Below are 18,240 nucleotides of genomic sequence, written 5' to 3' on the forward strand. Positions count from 1 at the left end.
GGCATAAAAAAATGCGTTTTATCTCAAAGCATCAACGTGAAAATATCACCCGAGATACAGAGATAAAACGCATGATTACGTGAAACAACTTAGCTATTTAGCGTTAGCCGCGGTTGCTTCCATACCGACTAAACCAATCTTGAGATACCCCGATTGACGCAATGCATTCATTACATCCATCATCGTTTCATAATCCACACTTTTATCCGCTTGGAAGAAAATTGTGGTTTCTTTATTGGTGTTTGTGGCTTGATCAAGGGTTGAACCTAACTGCTCTTTACTTACCGCTTGCTCACCGATAAACAGCTGACTATCTGATTTCACAGTTAAGAATACTGGCTTTTCTGGTCGAGGCTGAGGCTTCGCAGTGGAAGCAGGTAAGTCGACTTTAATATCAACGGTAGCCAGTGGCGCTGCAACCATAAAGATAATCAGCAGAACCAACATAACATCGATAAACGGTGTTACGTTGATTTCATGCATTTCACCGCTATCGTCTTGTTCGTCACCTAAACGCATTGCCATAATAATTACCTTGCTTTGCTGTTTGCCAGATCGAGGTCACGCCCCAGTAACAACGCTGCTTGTGCAGCAACATCACCCACTTGACCACGATAGTTGTTGATCATACGAGCAAAAATATTGTAGATAACCACCGCAGGAATCGCGGCAATAAGACCGATTGCCGTTGCCAGCAGCGCTTCTGCGATCCCTGGAGCAACAACCGCTAAGTTTGTGGTTTGAGAGTGAGCAATACCTATGAAGCTATTCATGATCCCCCACACGGTACCGAATAGACCGACAAATGGAGAAATCGCACCAATTGTTGCTAAATAACCATTTCCACGTCCCATATAACGGCTGATTGCTGCAACCGCTCTTTCTAAACGGAAACCTGTACGGTCTTTAATACCCGCAAGATCTTGGCTGTTTGCCGAAAGCGCCCTTTCTGTTGTCGCTTCAGCTAATAACATGCGCGTAATACTGCCCGCTTTAAACCCTTCCGCGATAGATACGGCTTCATCAAGAGATTTTACTTCTGCAATTGCTTTTGCTTCATCTTTTAAACGACGGCGTGCAATTAAAATCTCACTTCCTTTGGATAAGAATAGCGCCCATGTAATCACGGATGCGAGTAACAGACCAATCATCACCGTTTTTACAACAACATCTGCGTTTTGGTACATACCCCAAACCGATAAATCCTGATCAAAACCGCCACCGTGAGCTTCAGTCGCAATCTCAACATTTTCAGTCACTACCGTATTTGTCACGACAGATTCCGGTGTTGTTGCTGGAGTTGTCGTTGCTGGAGTAGCAGTCACTTCCGTTGTGGAAAGTGTATTTGCAGGAGCTGCTGTTGAACCTTGGTTAGCTACTGGTGTAGTAGGTGTGACAGCGGGTGTTGTTTCTGCGGATGCCGTGCCCATTAAGCCGATCGCCAATAGAATAGAAGCTGTTAATTTACGCATCAGTTGGCCTTTACTCTCTTATTTTGTGTTGTATAAAAAAATTTATATCGATGATTGTGCCATTCATCGACTAACCATTAAAAGCGAAATTTGATTCACGCATTCATCTCTTTTCGTCAAGATGTCAGATAATATCAAACACACCACGAATTGATAGTAATTATCATTAGTATTCGCAATTTTTTGTCGCTCATCAACATTACCCTCATAATGTGATTGCAAGGCAACACGATTTACGACTTGATAATGAAGAAAATTCAGCTAGCCACTTTTGTTCTTGCTCTGGTAGACCAAAATCATTTAACGTCAGGTGATAACTTAGCCAATCATTTGATTTTCTATCGGTAAATAAGGGATAGCTCAATGGCAAACATAAGACCAGAAACCCAGCTCGTGCATCTTGGTAGAAACCCTAAATTCACTCAAAAAGGGGTAAACCCTGTCATTCAGCGCACCTCTTCCGTAATTTTTGATTCGGTAGAAGATAAAAAGCACGCGGTACGCAATCGTGCGAATGGCGTATTAATGTATGGTCGCCGAGGCACACAAACCCATTTTGCTTTCCAAGAAGCGATGACCGAATTGGAATGTGGAGCAGGCTGTGTTCTTTATCCTTCAGGTGCAGCTGCAATCACCAATGCCATTATGTCGTTTATTAGCGCGGGGGATCATATTCTGGTCACGGGGTCTGCCTATGATCCAACACAAAACTTCTGCGACAAAATCCTCACTAATTTGAATGTTGAAACGAATTATTTCGACCCATTGATTGGTGCAAAAATTGCCGATTTAATTCGTCCAAATACGAAAATTGTCTTTTTGGAATCACCAGGTTCTATCACCATGGAAGTGCACGACCTGCCCGCCATCGTAAAAGCCATTCGCCAAAAATCCCCAGAAATCATTATCATGATCGATAATACATGGGCTGCGGGAGTCTTACTTAAACCTCTTTTATTTGATGTGGATATCTCTATTCAATCCGCGACAAAATACATCAATGGCCATTCGGATGGCATGTTAGGGGTCGCTGTTGGCAACCAACGCTGTATCGAAACCTTGCGAGAAAACTCCTATTTATTGGGGCAAACTGCCGATCCTGATACCGTTTACATGGCAGGTAGAGGACTTCACACCCTACCAACCCGTCTCAAACAGCATGAACTGAACAGTTTAACCGTCGCAAATTGGTTAGCGGAGCACCCCGCGGTGTCACGTGTTTTTCACCCTGCGCTCCCAAGCCACCCTGGGCATGAATTCTTTAAGCGGGACTTTAGCGGCTGTAACGGTTTGTTTTCATTCCAATTAACCTCGAGGTTATCCCCTAAACAGTTCAGTGATTTTCTCGATCACTTTAGCCATTTTAAAATGGGATATTCATGGGGCGGGTTTGAATCGCTGATTCTTGGTTATCAAACCGAAGATTTACTCAGTATGCGTCAATATGATTATCAACCTGATAACGGGTCATTTTTCCGTCTACATGTCGGCTTAGAGCATCCGCAGGATCTCATTGATGATTTACAACGCGCCTTCACGCGAATTTAAACATCAACATTCCGTCCTTAACTATTAGGCAGTTAATCGCTGCCTTTTAGATAATTACCCAAACAAATCAAACTAGGCTGAAATTTTTCCTGTAATATAGAGCCCAATAATTCGCTTTATGCAGATACAGGAACGATTATGGAAGTCATACGCGAAATCGTACTGGCACTTTGGCAACACGATTTTATGAAGCTCGCCAACCCAGAAGTTCTCTGGGTAATTTACACCGTACTCTTTGTGGTGATTGTATTAGAAAATGGCGTGCTCCCCGCTGCATTTTTACCGGGTGATACCCTTTTACTGCTTTCTGGTGCACTGATTGCCAAGGGTGTTTTGCACTTTGTCCCCACAATCTTGCTGCTGGCGACGGCTGCGAGTTTAGGCTGCTGGCTTGGATTTGTTCAAGGGCGTTGGTTAAGTGAAACGAAGATTGTTAAACGCTGGCTTTCTCAACTCCCTGAGGAATATCATAAAAAAGCTAATGACATGTTTAACCGACAAGGTTTATATGCATTATTGATCGGACGCTTTCTGGCATTTGTAAGAACATTACTGCCATTGTTAGCGGGATTATCCGATTTAAGCCATCGCCGTTTCCAGTTATTCAACTGGCTTAGCGGGTTATTGTGGGTCGGTATTATAGTAACTTTGGGCTATGCCGTTAACCAAATTCCTTTCGTTAAAGAGCATGAACAAATCGTGATCACCGCACTGATGATCATCCCTGTTGTGCTGTTGGTCAGTGGTTTGATTGGCTCCATTATCGTCTACTGGAAGCACCGTAAAGCTTTAAAAGGCAGCAAAGAAAGCTAAATTGCACGCCTAAATCTAACGCGACCAACACAAGTTTCAGTGTTTGGTCGCCGCTACAAAACCCACATCTACCTCTCAATATGCGCCCCTTTCATCCCCATAAATAATAAAAAAGCGCTTAATTACCTTGGAGTCACTATGCAAAACACAGCAATACCTACAGATGAACACACGCTTAACGTTCACCTTGTAAATTCATTTACTCGAAATAACACAGGCGGAAACCCTGCTGGAGTCGTACTCAATCCCCCGAAACTCAGTGATGCACAAAAAATTGCGATTGCTCGCCAAGTGGGATTTTCCGAAACGGCATTTGTCTATACCGGAGAAAGTGCGGGTGAAGAAACAGATTTTAAAGTGGATTTTTTCACTCCTGAAAGTGAAGTCGATTTTTGTGGGCACGCGACATTGGCTGTCTTTTTTACCCTATTTTCACTGAACCAGTTGGGCGCTGGTACCTACTCCCAAAAAACCAAAGCAGGTATTCTAAATGTTACGGTCAGTGCTGATGGGGTCATTATGCAACAAACTCTTCCCGTTAGTCGCCAAGGGCCTGATGTGAATGCCGTCGCCGCAGCATTAGGTATCCCAACCGAGACAATCACGAAAACAGGCTTGCCTATTGAAATTATCTCCACTGGATTACCTGATATTTTAGTCCCCGTGCAACCCAATCAATTAGATAATTTAAAACCTAATTATGATGCTATCGCACAGCTAAGCCGTGAATTTGATTCAATTGGTTTCCATGTTTTTGAATTGAGCTCAACGTTACCTTTCACTGCCCATTGCCGAAATTTTGCTCCGCTATACGGAATTAATGAAGAGTCTGCAACTGGCAGCTCAAGCGGTGCTCTTGGCTGTTATCTGGTGAAACATGTCTTCCCCACAGAAACCTATTTTCTGTTAGAGCAAGGGCGGGCAATGGGATGCTCCTCGCAAATTCAAGTGGAAATTTCTCATCAAGATCAGGCTATCAGCCGAGTTTGTGTGGGTGGACAAGCAGCAACAATCGGTATCCAAACCGTCCATTTTTAGTCTACTAACCCACCCCAAACAAAAAAGTCGCGGCATATTCTGTCACGACTTTGATATCTAAAATGCTCTATTACGTTATGCTGTTATTGCTTCGCCAATAAGTAATTAATAGCAGAAAATAGATACTGGCCAATTTCTGGCGTCATCCATGTGCCTTGAGAAATCACCGGATCTTCGCGATAAATCGTGCGAATTTTTTCCTGTAATACGGGGTCGCCCCCAGTAAACTGGTTAAACATTGTTAACCACATCCCCGCCAACTTCTGCGCATTCGGCGAATCTGGTGCATCCCCCGCTTTTAATGCAGTATAAATTCCTGAAATAAATTCAGGCCACACTTTGCCAGATTCAAAGTAATGCTGGCTAACAAAAGCAAATTGTTCTGCGGTTAAATGGGGTTTAAAACGCGATAATTGATATTCACTAAAGCCCCGAGCCACAAAGTCAATCATCGCTTCGGTGATCCCCGTCGAGAACATTAGCTCATTGTCGGTTAAGTGAATTTGATTTAAACGCGCAAAGAAATCAGGGTTTCCGCCTGTATCTCTTTCCAAGGCCGTCATCCACTCAACAGCAACCGCTTGTACTTCGGCTGATTTCGGTGATTCACCTTTTCCCATTAACGATTTTACTGTGGCGACCCGCTGCTGCCACTCTTGATTTTTCAATGTGTTCGCCGTGTATAACGGCAATTGCTCAAGCTCTTGAGGGGTAAAGTATTTATCAAACATCGACATCATCTCCAATAAGGAAAACCAATCGGCCTGAGTGGGGTTATCTCCCTGCTGCATTTGCTGCTGTAAGCGCTCGAGGCGTGAACGCAGTTTTTCTATCTGCTTCATCTGCTCGGTTAATAGACTAATACGCTCTTGCAGCAAAAGAGAGATATCACCACTGTGACCATTAAGTAACTCACCGATGTCTTTCAGTTTGACTCCCACCTGACGCAGCATCTGAATTTGCGTCAAACGTTCAATACATTGCATATTATAGAGTCGATAACCTGCATCGGTTCTGGCAGTCGGCAGTAATAAACCAATCTCTTCATAATGGTGAAGGGTACGAATGGTTAATCCTGTTTTCTCTGCGATCTCACCTACTTGAAATAGCATCTGTGCCTCCTGTCCTGAAATGCAGGTTAGTGCCTCACGTTACGTGAGGGTCAATCACTATTGTGCACTATTTTTCATTTATATTAATTTATTCCACTTTTTCGCTACCCATAAAAAAACCCCAGAGGCGATAACACCACTGGGGTTAATAATCATCGAATCAATGATTATTTAATTAATGCGTGCATCTCTTGTACAGAAATCACTTTATCCGTTGGGTCTGCGCTCAGAGATAATGCCGTCGCAAAGCCACCGTTGAGGGTTGTATCATAGTGAACTTTGTAACGCAGTGCGCTACCGCGAATGAGTTTTGAATCTTCAATCGCTTGGCGACCCGCAGTCGTATTCACGATGTAGTTATATTCACCATTCTTAATACGGTCTTGAATGTGCGGACGACCTTCGTGAACTTTATTCACTAAACGTGGGTTGATACCCGCTTCACCCAGGACAATCGCCGTTCCGTGAGTCGCATCTAACTCAAAACCGTGTTTCAGCAGTTTCGCTGCTAAATCAACAACTTTTGTTTTATCGCCTTCACGAACAGACAGCAGTGCGCGACCAGATTTCTTCATGGTTGAGTTGCTGCCTAACATCGCTTTAGCAAATGCTTCAGCAAATGTGCGACCAACCCCCATCACTTCACCCGTTGAGCGCATTTCTGGCCCGAGGATTGGGTCAACACCTTGGAACTTGTTGAATGGCAGAACCACTTCTTTGACTGAGTAGTAAGGTGGAATGACTTCTTTAGTCACACCTTGCTGAGTCAGTGTTTGACCCGCCATAACACGCGCGGCGACTTTCGCTAGTGGTACGCCTGTTGCTTTAGAAACAAATGGCACCGTTCTTGCGGCACGCGGGTTCACTTCAATTAGGTAAACTTCATTATTCTTCACCGCGAACTGGACGTTCATCAGACCGCGAACGCGTAATTCGAATGCCAGACTGCGCACTTGTTCACGCATCACATCCTGAATTTCTTGGCTTAATGTATAAGCTGGCAGTGAACATGCCGAGTCACCAGAGTGAACACCCGCTTGCTCAATGTGCTCCATAATTCCGCCAATCAGCACCATTTCACCGTCGCAAATTGCATCCACATCAACTTCAATCGCATCATCAAGGAAGCGGTCTAATAGGACTGGTGCATCGTTAGACACACTCACCGCGGTTTGGAAGTAGCGACGCAGGTCAACTTCGTCATAAACGATTTCCATCGCACGACCACCCAGTACATAAGATGGACGAACCACCAGCGGATAGCCGATACCCGCTGCTTTTTCAACAGCTTGTTCGATAGTTGCAACAGTCGCATTTTGTGGCTGTTTCAGGTTTAGGCGGTTAACCGCTTGCTGGAAACGCTCACGGTCTTCTGCACGGTCAATCGCATCTGGGCTAGTACCAATAACCGGCACACCCGCTGCTTCCAGAGCTCGAGCTAATTTCAGTGGCGTTTGACCACCGTACTGAACAATCACCCCTTTCGGCTGTTCGATGCGAACGATCTCTAACACATCTTCCAGTGTCACGGGTTCGAAATAGAGGCGGTCAGACGTGTCATAGTCTGTTGAAACCGTTTCTGGGTTACAGTTGACCATGATGGTTTCATAACCATCTTCACGCAGCGCTAATGAAGCGTGTACGCAGCAGTAGTCAAATTCGATACCTTGTCCGATACGGTTTGGACCGCCACCTAATACCATGATTTTTGGTTTATCATTGTTCGGATTGGATTCGCATTCGTCTTCATAAGTGGAGTACATGTATGCAGTGTCGGTTGCAAACTCAGCCGCACAGGTATCTACACGCTTATAAACCGGATGTAAATCATAGCTTTGACGTAACTTACGTAATTCCGCTTCAGACACACCCACTAAACTTGCTAAGCGCGCATCCGCAAAACCTTTGCGCTTCAGTTGGCGTAAGAAATCTTTAGTCAGACCGTTGATACCTAACTCTGCCACTTCGTTTTCTAAACGCACCAGCTCTTCAATTTGCACTAAGAACCAGCGGTCGATATTGGTCAGGTTGAAGATACCATCGATAGATAGGCCTGCGCGGAATGCATCAGCGATGTACCAAATACGGTCAGAGCCCGCATCTTTCAGTTCGCGACGAATGCGAGTTAACGATTCTGGGTCGTCCTGGCTCACTTTCGGGTCGAAGCCAGTTGCGCCCACTTCCAGTCCACGCAGCGCTTTTTGCATAGATTCTTGGAATGTGCGACCGATAGCCATCACTTCACCCACTGATTTCATTTGGGTGGTCAGACGGTCATTGCTGCCTGCGAATTTTTCGAAGTTAAAGCGAGGAATTTTGGTTACAACGTAGTCGATAGATGGCTCAAATGACGCAGGAGTACGACCGCCTGTGATGTCATTCATCAGCTCATCGAGAGTGTAACCGACTGCTAATTTGGCAGCGATTTTAGCGATTGGGAAGCCCGTTGCTTTTGACGCGAGTGCGGATGAACGAGAAACACGTGGGTTCATCTCGATAACAATTAAGCGACCATCTTTCGGGTTAACCGCGAACTGAACGTTAGAACCCCCAGTTTCAACACCGATTTCACGCAGTACTGCCATCGAGGCATCACGCATGATTTGGTATTCTTTATCTGTCAGTGTTTGCGCAGGTGCGACGGTGATGGAGTCACCAGTGTGAATTCCCATTGCGTCGAAGTTTTCAATGGAGCAGACGATGATGCAGTTATCTTTCTTATCGCGTACCACTTCCATTTCGTACTCTTTCCAACCAATTAACGACTCATCGATTAACAGTTCGTTAGTTGGGGATAAATCTAAACCGCGAGTACAAATTTCTTCAAATTCTTCACGGTTATACGCGATACCGCCACCGGAACCCCCCATGGTGAACGATGGACGAATGATACACGGGAAACCAACATCATCAGCGACGGCGTTAGCTTCTTCCATTGTGTGTGCGATACCTGAACGCGCTGTGCCTAAACCGATTTTTTTCATCGCTTTATCAAAGCGTTGGCGGTCTTCTGCTTTATCAATCGCGTCCGCAGTCGCACCAATCATGGTCACGCCAAATTCAGCCAGTACACCTTGACGCTCAAGCTCAAGGGCGCAGTTCAGCGCGGTTTGTCCACCCATGGTTGGTAATACTGCATCTGGGCGCTCTTTTTCAATGATTTTACGTACCACTTCCCAGTGAATTGGCTCGATGTAGGTTGCATCCGCCATTTCTGGGTCAGTCATGATAGTTGCTGGGTTCGAGTTCACCAGAATAACGCGGTAGCCTTCTTCTCTCAGCGCTTTACACGCTTGCGCACCTGAATAGTCAAACTCACACGCTTGGCCGATAACAATCGGGCCCGCACCGAGGATCAGAATGCTTTTAATATCTGTACGTTTTGCCATTTTCTTGCTCCCGATTATTTTGCGTTTGAACGTGGTGTGTTTTGACGATATTCGTTGATTAAATCAATGAAGTGGTCAAAAAGACCTGCGGCATCATGAGGACCAGAACTGGCTTCTGGGTGACCTTGGAAACTGAATGCCGGTTTGTCTGTGCGATGGATGCCTTGTAAGGTGCCATCAAACAGCGATTTGTGTGTCACACGCAATGTGTCGGGTAGTGTGGATTCATCAACCGCAAAACCGTGGTTTTGAGCAGTGATCATCACCACGTCTTTGTCTAAATCTTTAACTGGGTGGTTAGCACCGTGGTGACCAAACTTCATCTTCATGGTATTGGCGCCGCTTGCTAATGCTAGCAATTGGTGACCTAAGCAGATGCCAAATACTGGAATTTCAGTTTTTAAGAATTCTTGGATAGCGTTGATAGCGTAGTCACAAGGGGCTGGGTCGCCAGGGCCGTTTGATAAGAAAATCCCATCTGGGTTCATCGCTAACACCGTTTCTGCTGGCGTTGTTGCTGGAACTACGGTTAAGCGGCAACCACGGTCAACTAACATACGCAGAATATTGCGCTTTGCACCAAAATCGTAAGCAACGACGTGTAATGGCAGCTCATCTTCTTTACTTGCAGCAGGTTGCCCTTCTTCTAAGTTCCAAGAGCGTTGAGTCCAGCTGTAAATCTCTTTGGTGCAAACTTCTTTTGCTAAATCTAAACCATTTAAACCTGAGAAGCTGCGTGCTTTTTCTAAAGCCAGCGCCGCATCTGGGTTATCCCCTGCGATGATACAACCGTTTTGTGCGCCTTTTTCTCTTAACAGGCGAGTTAGTTTGCGCGTGTCGATATCCGCGATAGCCACCACATTGTGGCGTTTCAGATATTCAGACAAGCCTTCCTGACCACGAAAGTTACTGTAGATTAATGGTAAGTCGCGAATGATAAGGCCTTGAGCATGTACGTTAGGAGATTCTTCGTCATCAGCATTAGTGCCGACATTACCAATATGGGGATAAGTGAGAGTAACAATTTGGCGGGAATAGGAAGGGTCAGTAATTATTTCTTGATATCCGGTCATTGAAGTATTGAAAACGACTTCTCCAATAGCGGCCCCTTCAGCACCAATGGCGCGCCCGTGGAATTGGGTTCCGTCTTCCAGAACCAATATAGCTGACTTAATCAAAACATCCTCCGGAGAATAATCAATCATATTTTTTGCATATTAATTCAGATTTTGCGATCTAAATCAATGCCAAAATGAGTTTTTAAGCAAATTTTTGGCAAATTGCGCGCATTCTAATGATGGGATAGAGTCTTGTCTAGAAAAAAATGCATTTTTTTCACTTTTAGCTTACTTTTTTGCATTCTTACCTGTTTTTTCTATAGAAGGCTAATGAAATAACTATTCATGGGTAAAAAAGCAAACGGTTAATAGCGAAGAAAAGTGCAAAATGGATAATAGCGCAGACAAGGGAGGATCTAAAGTGCAATTTTTGAGTAAAAGAGAGACAAAACAGCACAAAGACAATGAAAAATAAGAGTAACAATTAGATTAAACAAATAAACAATGATAAACCAGAGACTTCAAATGAAGCCATCTGATTTTAAACAAGAAATTATTTTACAAAAAACTATAAATCATCAAGATTAAGGACATCTTTCATGTTGTATAGACCATCTTTCTTGCCATTAACCCAAGACGAGGCTCTTATCGCACCTTTAGCAAAGGTCATACGACTGGAAGCCTTGTGACTTATTTCTACACGTTCGCCAATATCAGCAAACATCGCAGTGTGCTCACCAACAATATCGCCAGCACGTACCGTAGCAAAACCAATCGTGCCCGGTTCACGCTCTCCGGTATAACCTTCACGTGCATACACCGCGCACTCTTTCAAATCTTTTCCTAATGCATCCGCGATAGATTCCCCCATCGCCAGTGCAGTGCCAGAAGGGGCATCGACTTTATGACGATGATGCGCTTCAATAATTTCAATATCGGTGTAATCTCCCATCACTTTCGCCGCTTTTTCCAGTAATTTCAGCACCAGATTTACACCAACGCTAAAGTTGGCAGCGAAGACAATTGGGATAGATTTTGCAGCTTCTGCAATCGCCAGTTTTCCTTGTTCATCAAACCCTGTAGTTCCGATAACCATGCCTTTTTGGTGAGATTGACAGAATGCTAAGTACTGTAAGGTGCCTTCAGGGCGAGTGAAATCAATCAGTACATCAAAATCATTAACCACGGAATTTAGATCGCTAACGACTTTCGCACCAATTAGCCCAATTCCCGCCAGTTCACCCGCATCTGTGCCAATAAGCGAAGAGCCTTCACGCTCAATGGCTGCGCCAAGTTGAATTCCGTTTTGCTCTTGTGCTGCTTGAATTAATTGGCGCCCCATGCGCCCACCCGCACCGACAATCGCAACGCGTACAGTTGAATCTGCCATTTTTGATCCTTTCGTAAATTTTTGAGGCGAAAACCAAAATAAAATCTTGGTTATACCTTAAAGAAACTTGAATCGGGACGCCAGCACTAATCTGGAGATATTAATAAAACCGTAGAGAGGGGGATGATTATCAGAAAAAATTGTATTGGGATGGAATAGAATGCTGAAAAACAGAAAATAGCAGCGGCTACATCAGCCGCTACTATAATAATAAAATCAATGTATTAGTTAATCTCTTTAACGTCCACACGCAACTCTTTTGGCACTTCAAAAACGATATTCTCTTCTCGTCCTTGTAGCTCCACCACGGAGTCTGCACCCTGCTCTTTAAGTCTATCAATCACTTGGCGGACTAAAATATCCGGCGCGGATGCCCCCGCTGTCAATCCGATAATTTTCTTATCTTTTAACCACTCGGTTTGAATATCTTCTGCACCATCAATCAGAAATGCCGCTTTCCCCATTCGAGACGCTAATTCCGCCAAACGGTTTGAGTTGGACGAATTTTTCGAACCGACGACTAACACAATATCGGCTTTCTCTGCTAACTCACGCGCGGCTTCTTGGCGATTCGTGGTTGCATAGCAAATATCGTCTTTACGAGGCCCCACAATATTTGGGAATCGACGGGTGAGCGCATCAATCACATCCGAGGTATCATCCACCGAAAGCGTCGTTTGCGTCATAAAACTCAGGTTGTTTTCATCTTTTACCTGTAGCTTCCAAACGTCTTCTGGGCTTTCAACAAGATACATCCCCCCTTCAGGGTTATTGTATTGCCCCATTGTCCCTTCCACTTCAGGGTGCCCGGCGTGACCGATTAAAATCGCTTCTTTACCTTTACGGCTGGCGCGAGCCACTTCCATATGCACTTTAGTCACTAATGGGCAGGTCGCATCAAATAGCATGGTTAAATCGCGGGAACGGGCTTCTTGACGAATGGCTTGTGAAACGCCATGCGCTGAGAAAATCAGAATAGAGCCATCAGGAACTTCAGAGATTTCTTCAATGAAGATAGCGCCACGCTGGCGTAAATCATCAACCACATAGCGGTTATGTACCACTTCATGGCGAACGTAAATCGGTGCGCCATAAATTTCTAAGGCACGTTCAACAATACTGATTGCACGGTCAACACCCGCACAAAATCCACGAGGATTAGCCATTAATATTTGCATGGTGACTCTCCAATTGTGGGTCTATTTCTAGAACTTCAATTTCAAAGGTGATTTGTTGCTCAGCAAGAGGATGGTTAAAATCAACAGTAATTGATTCCCCTTCGATAGCTTTCACGACGCCCGGCATTTCGCTCCCATTCATGCCCGTAAACAGCATGATGGTACCAATTTCAGGGATCCCCGTTTCCATAAAATCACGCAATGAAAAATATTGCACTAAGTCTGGATTATGTTTCCCGAATACCGTATCCCCTGCTAAGGAAAATGTTTTCTTTTCACCTGCAGATAGCCCAATCAGTTGGGCTTCTAATTCTGGCGACAGTGAATCATTTCCAAGAGCAAACAACGCAGGCTTTCCTTGTGCGTGAGAAGAATCCGCCGTGGAGCCATCTTCTAATTTCAGAGTGAAATGCAGTAAAACAGAACTCTGCGCCTGTATTTGAGTAGACATAATCTAAACCTGTTTTTTATCATAAAGTTCAGCCCGACTATCGTCGGGCTGAGATGATTAATATGCAATATTGGGTTTTATCAACCTATCGCGCTATCTGTTCTATTTAGCATCTTGCTGTTTGGGTTTATCCGGCAAAAAGCCTTCAAAAATCACCAACGCCGCACCGATACAAATGGCCATATCCGCCAAGTTGAAGGTCGGCCAGTGCCAGTTGCCAACATAAAAATCAATGTAGTCAACCACAAAGCCATGCACTAAACGGTCAAATAAATTACCGATCGCACCACCAATAATTAACGCATAAGCAATATTGCTCAGGCGTTTTTTCACACTTTGACGATACATCATCACCATTAACGTAATGGAGATGGCAATAGCTATTCCAGCAAAGAACCAGCGCTGCCAGCCGCCTTTATCCGCCAGAAAACTGAATGCCGCACCAAAGTTTTGAGCGTACATAAGGTTAAAGTACGGAATTAAAGGGTGTGGGTCGTACAGAGTTAGCTCTTTTAAGACCAATTGCTTAATTGCTAAATCTGCAACGATAATCACAACCGTCAGCCACAGCCAACGCAAACCAGTAGAACAAATAGGTGTCTTCATTAAGCAAACTTACGTAATTCACCGTTTCCGGCTACGTTAGTCACACAGCGACCACAGATTTCAGGTTGTTCTGCCGCTGCACCAATATCACTTGCATAATGCCAGCAACGAGGACATTTTTCCCCAGCCGCTTTACTGAAAGCAATTTTCAGGCCTTTCAGTTCACTGTCTTGTGCATCCGCAGGCGCCGTTGCAATATCAGCCACATTCGCTTGAGATGTTAACAGCGCAAAACGCAGTTCATCACCTAAGCTATTTAACTTAGCGGCTAATGTGCTATCTGCATATAACGTTACCGAGGCTTCTAACGAACCACCAATGTGCTTATCTGTACGCGCTTGTTCCAGCACTTTGTTGACTTCACCACGTACGGCTAACAGTTCAGACCAGAAACCATCATTCATCGCTTCTGATTCGTCTAAACCAAACAAACCGTTATACCACTCTTCAGTGAGAACGAACTGAGCGCGTTTGCCAGGTAATTCGTTCCAAATTTCATCAGACGTGAAGGATAGAACCGGTGCAATCCAACGAACCAATGCTTCCACGATATGGAACAGTGCAGTTTGGCAGCTACGGCGAGCAACGCTATCACTTTTCGCGGTGTACTGGCGGTCTTTGATAATATCCAGATAGAACGAGCCCATCTCGATAGAGCAGAAATGCATTAAGCGTTGGATAACACCTAAGAAATCATACTCATCGTACGCTTTCGTAATCTCTTTCTGTGCTTCTAATGCACGACCAACCGCCCAGCGATCTAACACCACCATATCTTCTGGTTTCACCATATCGGTTTCTGGGTTGAAACCATTTAAGTTTGCCAGTAAGAAACGCGCGGTATTACGAATACGGCGATAAGAGTCCGCTGCACGTTTTAAAATTTCATCAGATACCGCGATTTCGCCCGTATAGTCAGTTGATGCCACCCACAAGCGCAGGATATCAGCGCCCAGTTTGTTCATCACATCTTGCGGACTAACTGTATTACCTAAAGATTTAGACATCTTACGACCTTGACCATCAACGGTAAAACCGTGGGTCAGAACTTGGCGGTAAGGTGCTTTACCTTTCATCGCAGTAGACAGCATCAGAGAAGACATGAACCAACCACGGTGTTGGTCAGAACCTTCCAAATACATATCCGCAGAGTTGCCATGGAATTCAGGACGGGCATCAACCACAGCAAAGTGGGTCGATCCTGAATCGAACCAAACGTCTAATGTGTCTGGTACTTTACGATAAGTTTCAGCATCAGCGCCCAGCAATTCAGCAGGATCTAAATCCCACCATGCTTGGATACCATCAACTTCAACGCGCTTAGCGACTTCTTCCATCAGCTCTAAAGTACGCGGATGCAGTTCTTCAGTCTCTTTGTGCACGAATAACGACATTGGAGTACCCCAAGTACGTTGACGTGAAATACACCAGTCAGGACGGTTTTCAACCATTGACTCGATACGTGCACGACCCCAACCTGGGATCCACTGAACAATGTCGATCTCTTTCAGAGATTGTTCACGCAGGCCGTTTTTATCCATGCCGATAAACCATTGTGGTGTCGCACGGAAAATAACTGGGGTTTTATGGCGCCAGCAGCATGGGTAGCTGTGAGAAATCGCTTTTTTATACATCAGTAAGCCTTTCTCATTCAGGATTTCCAGCACCACATCGTTAGCTTTGAAAATAAATAAACCGTCTAATGTTGGGTAGGTATTTGGTAAAAAGCAGCCATCTGGCCCTACTGGGTTCGCCGTTTCTAAACCATATTTTTGTCCAACAACGTAGTCTTCAGGACCATGGCCTGGCGCTGTATGTACCGCACCTGTACCCGCATCTAGCGTGACGTGGTCGCCTAAAATTGCAGGAACATCAAAGCCCATAAATGGATGCGCGAAACGCAGTAACTCTAATACGCTACCTTCACACTCGCCTAATACTGTCCATGACTCAATACCGACAGTCTTCATGACTTCTTCAACTAAGTCAGTTGCCAGAATGACTAAATCGCCATTCGCATCCACCAGAGAGTATTTGAACTCTGGGTTCAGAGAGATTGCACGGTTAGCTGGTAACGTCCAAGGCGTTGTTGTCCAGATCACTAAAGATGGCGTTTTATCACTAGAAACACCAAATTTTTCGCAAACAGCTTTGCTATCTACAGCAGGGAAGCGAACGTAGATAGATGGAGATGTTTTGTCATAATATTCGACTTCCGCTTCAGCCAATGAAGAACCGCATGCGGTACACCAGTGAACGGGTTTTGCCCCTTTCACTAAATGGCCATTTGCAACGGTTTTCGCCAACGCACGGATGATGTTCGCTTCGGTTTTAAAATCCATGGTCAGGTAAGGTTTGTCCCACTCCCCCAACACACCTAAGCGGATAAAATCAGCTTTTTGCCCTTCAATTTGCTCTTTGGCATATTCACGGCATTTTGCACGAAATTCAGCGGCGGAAACTTTTTCCCCTGGTTTACCTACGATTTGTTCAACTTTGTGTTCAATAGGTAAGCCATGGCAATCCCAACCAGGGATGTATGGGGAATCAAAGCCCGCCAGCCCTTTGGATTTAATAATAATATCTTTGAGAATTTTGTTTACTGAGTGACCAATATGAATACTGCCGTTAGCATACGGAGGACCATCGTGCAGAATAAAGGTTTTCTTGCCCGATTTTGCTTTACGGATTGCCTGATACAAACCTTCTTTGTACCAGCGCTCTAACATCTGTGGTTCGCGTTTAGCGAGATCGCCACGCATTGGGAACCCTGTTTCTGGTAGATTCAGGGTATTTTTATAGTCACTCATCGATTCTCAGTTCCAATTTTCCGCTAAATTATCTGATTCCAATTGCTGCGAGATACTCTCTGGCTGCAACTACATCATTAGCAATTTGCTCCTTCAGCGCGTCCAACGAAGCAAACCGCTGTTCGTCACGTAATTTTTTACGTAACACAACATCAATATGACGCCCATATAAATCCATATGTGCATCAATCAGATGGACTTCTAACTGGGTACCTTTTCCAGATACCGTTGGGCGTGTGCCAATGTTTGCCACGCCCGGTACAGGCTTATCGCCCAGACCATGAACTTCTACAGCATACACGCCAGTCACGGGTGTGACTAAACGTTTTAACGGTAGGTTTGCTGTCGGAAAACCTATCGTACGACCTAGCTGATTACCGTGAACCACACGCCCACTAATGCGGTATGTGTGACCTAATAAATTTTCAGCTAATGTCAGATCATTGTTTTGTATCGCTTTACGGATTGCAGTGCTGCTGACGCGCACACCAGAATCACAAAAGCTTTCTGTGTCTGCGACTTCAAAACCAAACTTTTGACCGGCTTGCTGTAAAAAAGAAAAATCACCCATCCGATTTTTTCCGAACCGGAAATCATCACCGATGGCGAGATATTTCACACCGAGTTTGTCAACTAACAAGTCAGACACAAAAGCATCGGGTGTTAATGAGGCAAAATGCTGGTTAAATTCCACACATAACAGATAATCGACCCCGCTATCAGCAAGGTACTTCACTTTATCTCTTAGGCGTGTCAAACGCGCAGGAGCCTTATCACCCGTAAAAAATTCAAGGGGTTGTGGTTCAAAGATCATCACAACAGTTGGTAAACCTAACTGTTTACCCTTGAGCTTCAAATTTTGAAGTAATACTTGGTGCCCACGATGAACACCATCAAAATTACCAATAGTCAGTACGCAACCATGATGGTACGACCGGATATTTTGTATACCGCGAATTAGCTCCATAACTGGCTCAATACCGAGGAAATTGCAGGATTATACCTTGTACGACGCATAAGGTTAACCTAAGTTCGTAAAAGCTTTCATTAAACCCTATTTTTTTGATCACTACACTATTTAATCAGATGATTTTACACTGCTAAGCATCTTTCTGCACGACACTGCGCTGCTGAATCTGATCATTGTCGATAGGTAAATCAAAAAAGTTTGGATAACCAATAGATTATCAATACAACAAATTGGCGCGGAGATCTCTAAAAATATTTAATTTTTATAGTTTTCTTATCATCCATTTTGTATAACAAACCCAAGTGTATAAAAAACACTCTATTTATAATTCAATTTCATCTTGATGCACGTTTGATATCACTAAAAAAATTTTTTCTGAAAAATGATTTAAAATATCTTCTATCA

General features: G+C 44.4%; 14 protein-coding genes. 3 read left to right on the forward strand and 11 right to left on the reverse strand.

Going from position 1 to position 18,240, the window contains the following annotated elements; genetic code table 11:
- Positions 1-93 precede the first annotated feature (93 nt).
- Together exbD and exbB are read right to left on the reverse strand one after the other, a co-directional pair.
- Entirely contained in the window at positions 94-525 is a 432-nt protein-coding gene (exbD, locus tag GKR48_RS12580) for a TonB system transport protein ExbD (protein WP_036950331.1), read from the reverse strand.
- A 5-nt stretch (positions 526-530) separates the two neighbouring features.
- Positions 531-1,472 carry a tonB-system energizer ExbB gene (gene exbB / locus GKR48_RS12585; RefSeq protein ID WP_154628319.1) on the reverse strand — a complete coding sequence of 314 codons (942 nt, stop codon included), beginning with the start codon at positions 1,470-1,472 and terminating at the stop codon, positions 531-533.
- A gap of 363 nt (positions 1,473-1,835) precedes the next feature.
- On the opposite strand from exbB, the gene metC reads away from it, so the two are divergent.
- From metC to GKR48_RS12600, 3 genes are all read left to right on the forward strand, one after another.
- Positions 1,836-3,020 carry a cystathionine beta-lyase gene (metC, locus tag GKR48_RS12590; protein WP_154628320.1) on the forward strand — a complete coding sequence of 395 codons (1,185 nt, stop codon included), beginning with the start codon at positions 1,836-1,838 and terminating at the stop codon, positions 3,018-3,020.
- 138 nt (positions 3,021-3,158) lie between these two features.
- The gene (locus tag GKR48_RS12595; RefSeq protein ID WP_154628321.1) at positions 3,159-3,833 is read left to right on the forward strand and encodes a DedA family protein; all 675 of its coding nucleotides are present in this window, start codon (positions 3,159-3,161) and stop codon (positions 3,831-3,833) included.
- A 138-nt stretch (positions 3,834-3,971) separates the two neighbouring features.
- Positions 3,972-4,871 (forward strand): PhzF family phenazine biosynthesis protein, encoded by a 900-nt coding sequence (locus GKR48_RS12600; protein WP_154628322.1) that lies wholly within the window; start codon positions 3,972-3,974, stop codon positions 4,869-4,871.
- Positions 4,872-4,954: 83 nt separating this feature from the next.
- Here GKR48_RS12600 and GKR48_RS12605 read toward each other — a convergent pair whose 3' ends face one another.
- From GKR48_RS12605 to ribF, 9 genes are all read right to left on the reverse strand, one after another.
- Positions 4,955-5,983, reverse strand: coding sequence for a MerR family transcriptional regulator (locus tag GKR48_RS12605; protein ID WP_154628323.1), 1,029 nt, complete (start codon positions 5,981-5,983; stop codon positions 4,955-4,957).
- A gap of 167 nt (positions 5,984-6,150) precedes the next feature.
- Positions 6,151-9,372 carry a carbamoyl-phosphate synthase large subunit gene (carB, locus tag GKR48_RS12610; protein ID WP_154628324.1) on the reverse strand — a complete coding sequence of 1,074 codons (3,222 nt, stop codon included), beginning with the start codon at positions 9,370-9,372 and terminating at the stop codon, positions 6,151-6,153.
- A gap of 14 nt (positions 9,373-9,386) precedes the next feature.
- The gene (gene carA, locus GKR48_RS12615) at positions 9,387-10,550 is read right to left on the reverse strand and encodes a glutamine-hydrolyzing carbamoyl-phosphate synthase small subunit (protein ID WP_154628325.1); all 1,164 of its coding nucleotides are present in this window, start codon (positions 10,548-10,550) and stop codon (positions 9,387-9,389) included.
- Positions 10,551-10,998: 448 nt separating this feature from the next.
- Complete coding sequence (gene dapB / locus GKR48_RS12620; RefSeq protein WP_154628326.1) at positions 10,999-11,820, reverse strand: 4-hydroxy-tetrahydrodipicolinate reductase; 822 nt, start codon at positions 11,818-11,820, stop codon at positions 10,999-11,001.
- 224 nt (positions 11,821-12,044) lie between these two features.
- The gene (ispH, locus tag GKR48_RS12625) at positions 12,045-12,998 is read right to left on the reverse strand and encodes a 4-hydroxy-3-methylbut-2-enyl diphosphate reductase (RefSeq protein WP_154628327.1); all 954 of its coding nucleotides are present in this window, start codon (positions 12,996-12,998) and stop codon (positions 12,045-12,047) included.
- Positions 12,979-13,449 (reverse strand): FKBP-type peptidyl-prolyl cis-trans isomerase, encoded by a 471-nt coding sequence (fkpB, locus tag GKR48_RS12630; protein WP_154628328.1) that lies wholly within the window; start codon positions 13,447-13,449, stop codon positions 12,979-12,981. Before fkpB ends, ispH begins: the two co-directional genes overlap by 20 nt.
- Before the next feature lie 102 nt (positions 13,450-13,551).
- Positions 13,552-14,055: a signal peptidase II gene (gene lspA / locus GKR48_RS12635; protein ID WP_036950306.1), complete on the reverse strand. Its 504-nt coding sequence runs from the start codon at positions 14,053-14,055 to the stop codon at positions 13,552-13,554.
- The gene (gene ileS, locus GKR48_RS12640; RefSeq protein ID WP_154628329.1) at positions 14,055-16,865 is read right to left on the reverse strand and encodes an isoleucine--tRNA ligase; all 2,811 of its coding nucleotides are present in this window, start codon (positions 16,863-16,865) and stop codon (positions 14,055-14,057) included. The genes lspA and ileS overlap by 1 nt, the downstream gene beginning before the upstream one ends.
- A 28-nt stretch (positions 16,866-16,893) precedes the next feature.
- Positions 16,894-17,832 carry a bifunctional riboflavin kinase/FAD synthetase gene (gene ribF, locus GKR48_RS12645; protein WP_154602769.1) on the reverse strand — a complete coding sequence of 313 codons (939 nt, stop codon included), beginning with the start codon at positions 17,830-17,832 and terminating at the stop codon, positions 16,894-16,896.
- Positions 17,833-18,240 lie beyond the last annotated feature (408 nt).

This window comes from Providencia sp. wls1943 (genome assembly GCF_009706275.1).
GTDB classification, from domain to species: domain Bacteria; phylum Pseudomonadota; class Gammaproteobacteria; order Enterobacterales; family Enterobacteriaceae; genus Providencia; species Providencia zhijiangensis.

Coding starts and splice junctions, on each gene's coding strand:
- exbD (WP_036950331.1), bottom strand. CDS start 525: ATGGCAATGCGTTTAGGTGACGAACAAGACGATAGCGGTGAAATGCAT.
- exbB (WP_154628319.1), bottom strand. CDS start 1,472: ATGCGTAAATTAACAGCTTCTATTCTATTGGCGATCGGCTTAATGGGC.
- metC (WP_154628320.1), top strand. CDS start 1,836: ATGGCAAACATAAGACCAGAAACCCAGCTCGTGCATCTTGGTAGAAAC.
- GKR48_RS12595 (WP_154628321.1), top strand. CDS start 3,159: ATGGAAGTCATACGCGAAATCGTACTGGCACTTTGGCAACACGATTTT.
- GKR48_RS12600 (WP_154628322.1), top strand. CDS start 3,972: ATGCAAAACACAGCAATACCTACAGATGAACACACGCTTAACGTTCAC.
- GKR48_RS12605 (WP_154628323.1), bottom strand. CDS start 5,983: ATGCTATTTCAAGTAGGTGAGATCGCAGAGAAAACAGGATTAACCATT.
- carB (WP_154628324.1), bottom strand. CDS start 9,372: ATGGCAAAACGTACAGATATTAAAAGCATTCTGATCCTCGGTGCGGGC.
- dapB (WP_154628326.1), bottom strand. CDS start 11,820: ATGGCAGATTCAACTGTACGCGTTGCGATTGTCGGTGCGGGTGGGCGC.
- ispH (WP_154628327.1), bottom strand. CDS start 12,998: ATGCAAATATTAATGGCTAATCCTCGTGGATTTTGTGCGGGTGTTGAC.
- fkpB (WP_154628328.1), bottom strand. CDS start 13,449: ATGTCTACTCAAATACAGGCGCAGAGTTCTGTTTTACTGCATTTCACT.
- lspA (WP_036950306.1), bottom strand. CDS start 14,055: ATGAAGACACCTATTTGTTCTACTGGTTTGCGTTGGCTGTGGCTGACG.
- ileS (WP_154628329.1), bottom strand. CDS start 16,865: ATGAGTGACTATAAAAATACCCTGAATCTACCAGAAACAGGGTTCCCA.
- ribF (WP_154602769.1), bottom strand. CDS start 17,832: ATGGAGCTAATTCGCGGTATACAAAATATCCGGTCGTACCATCATGGT.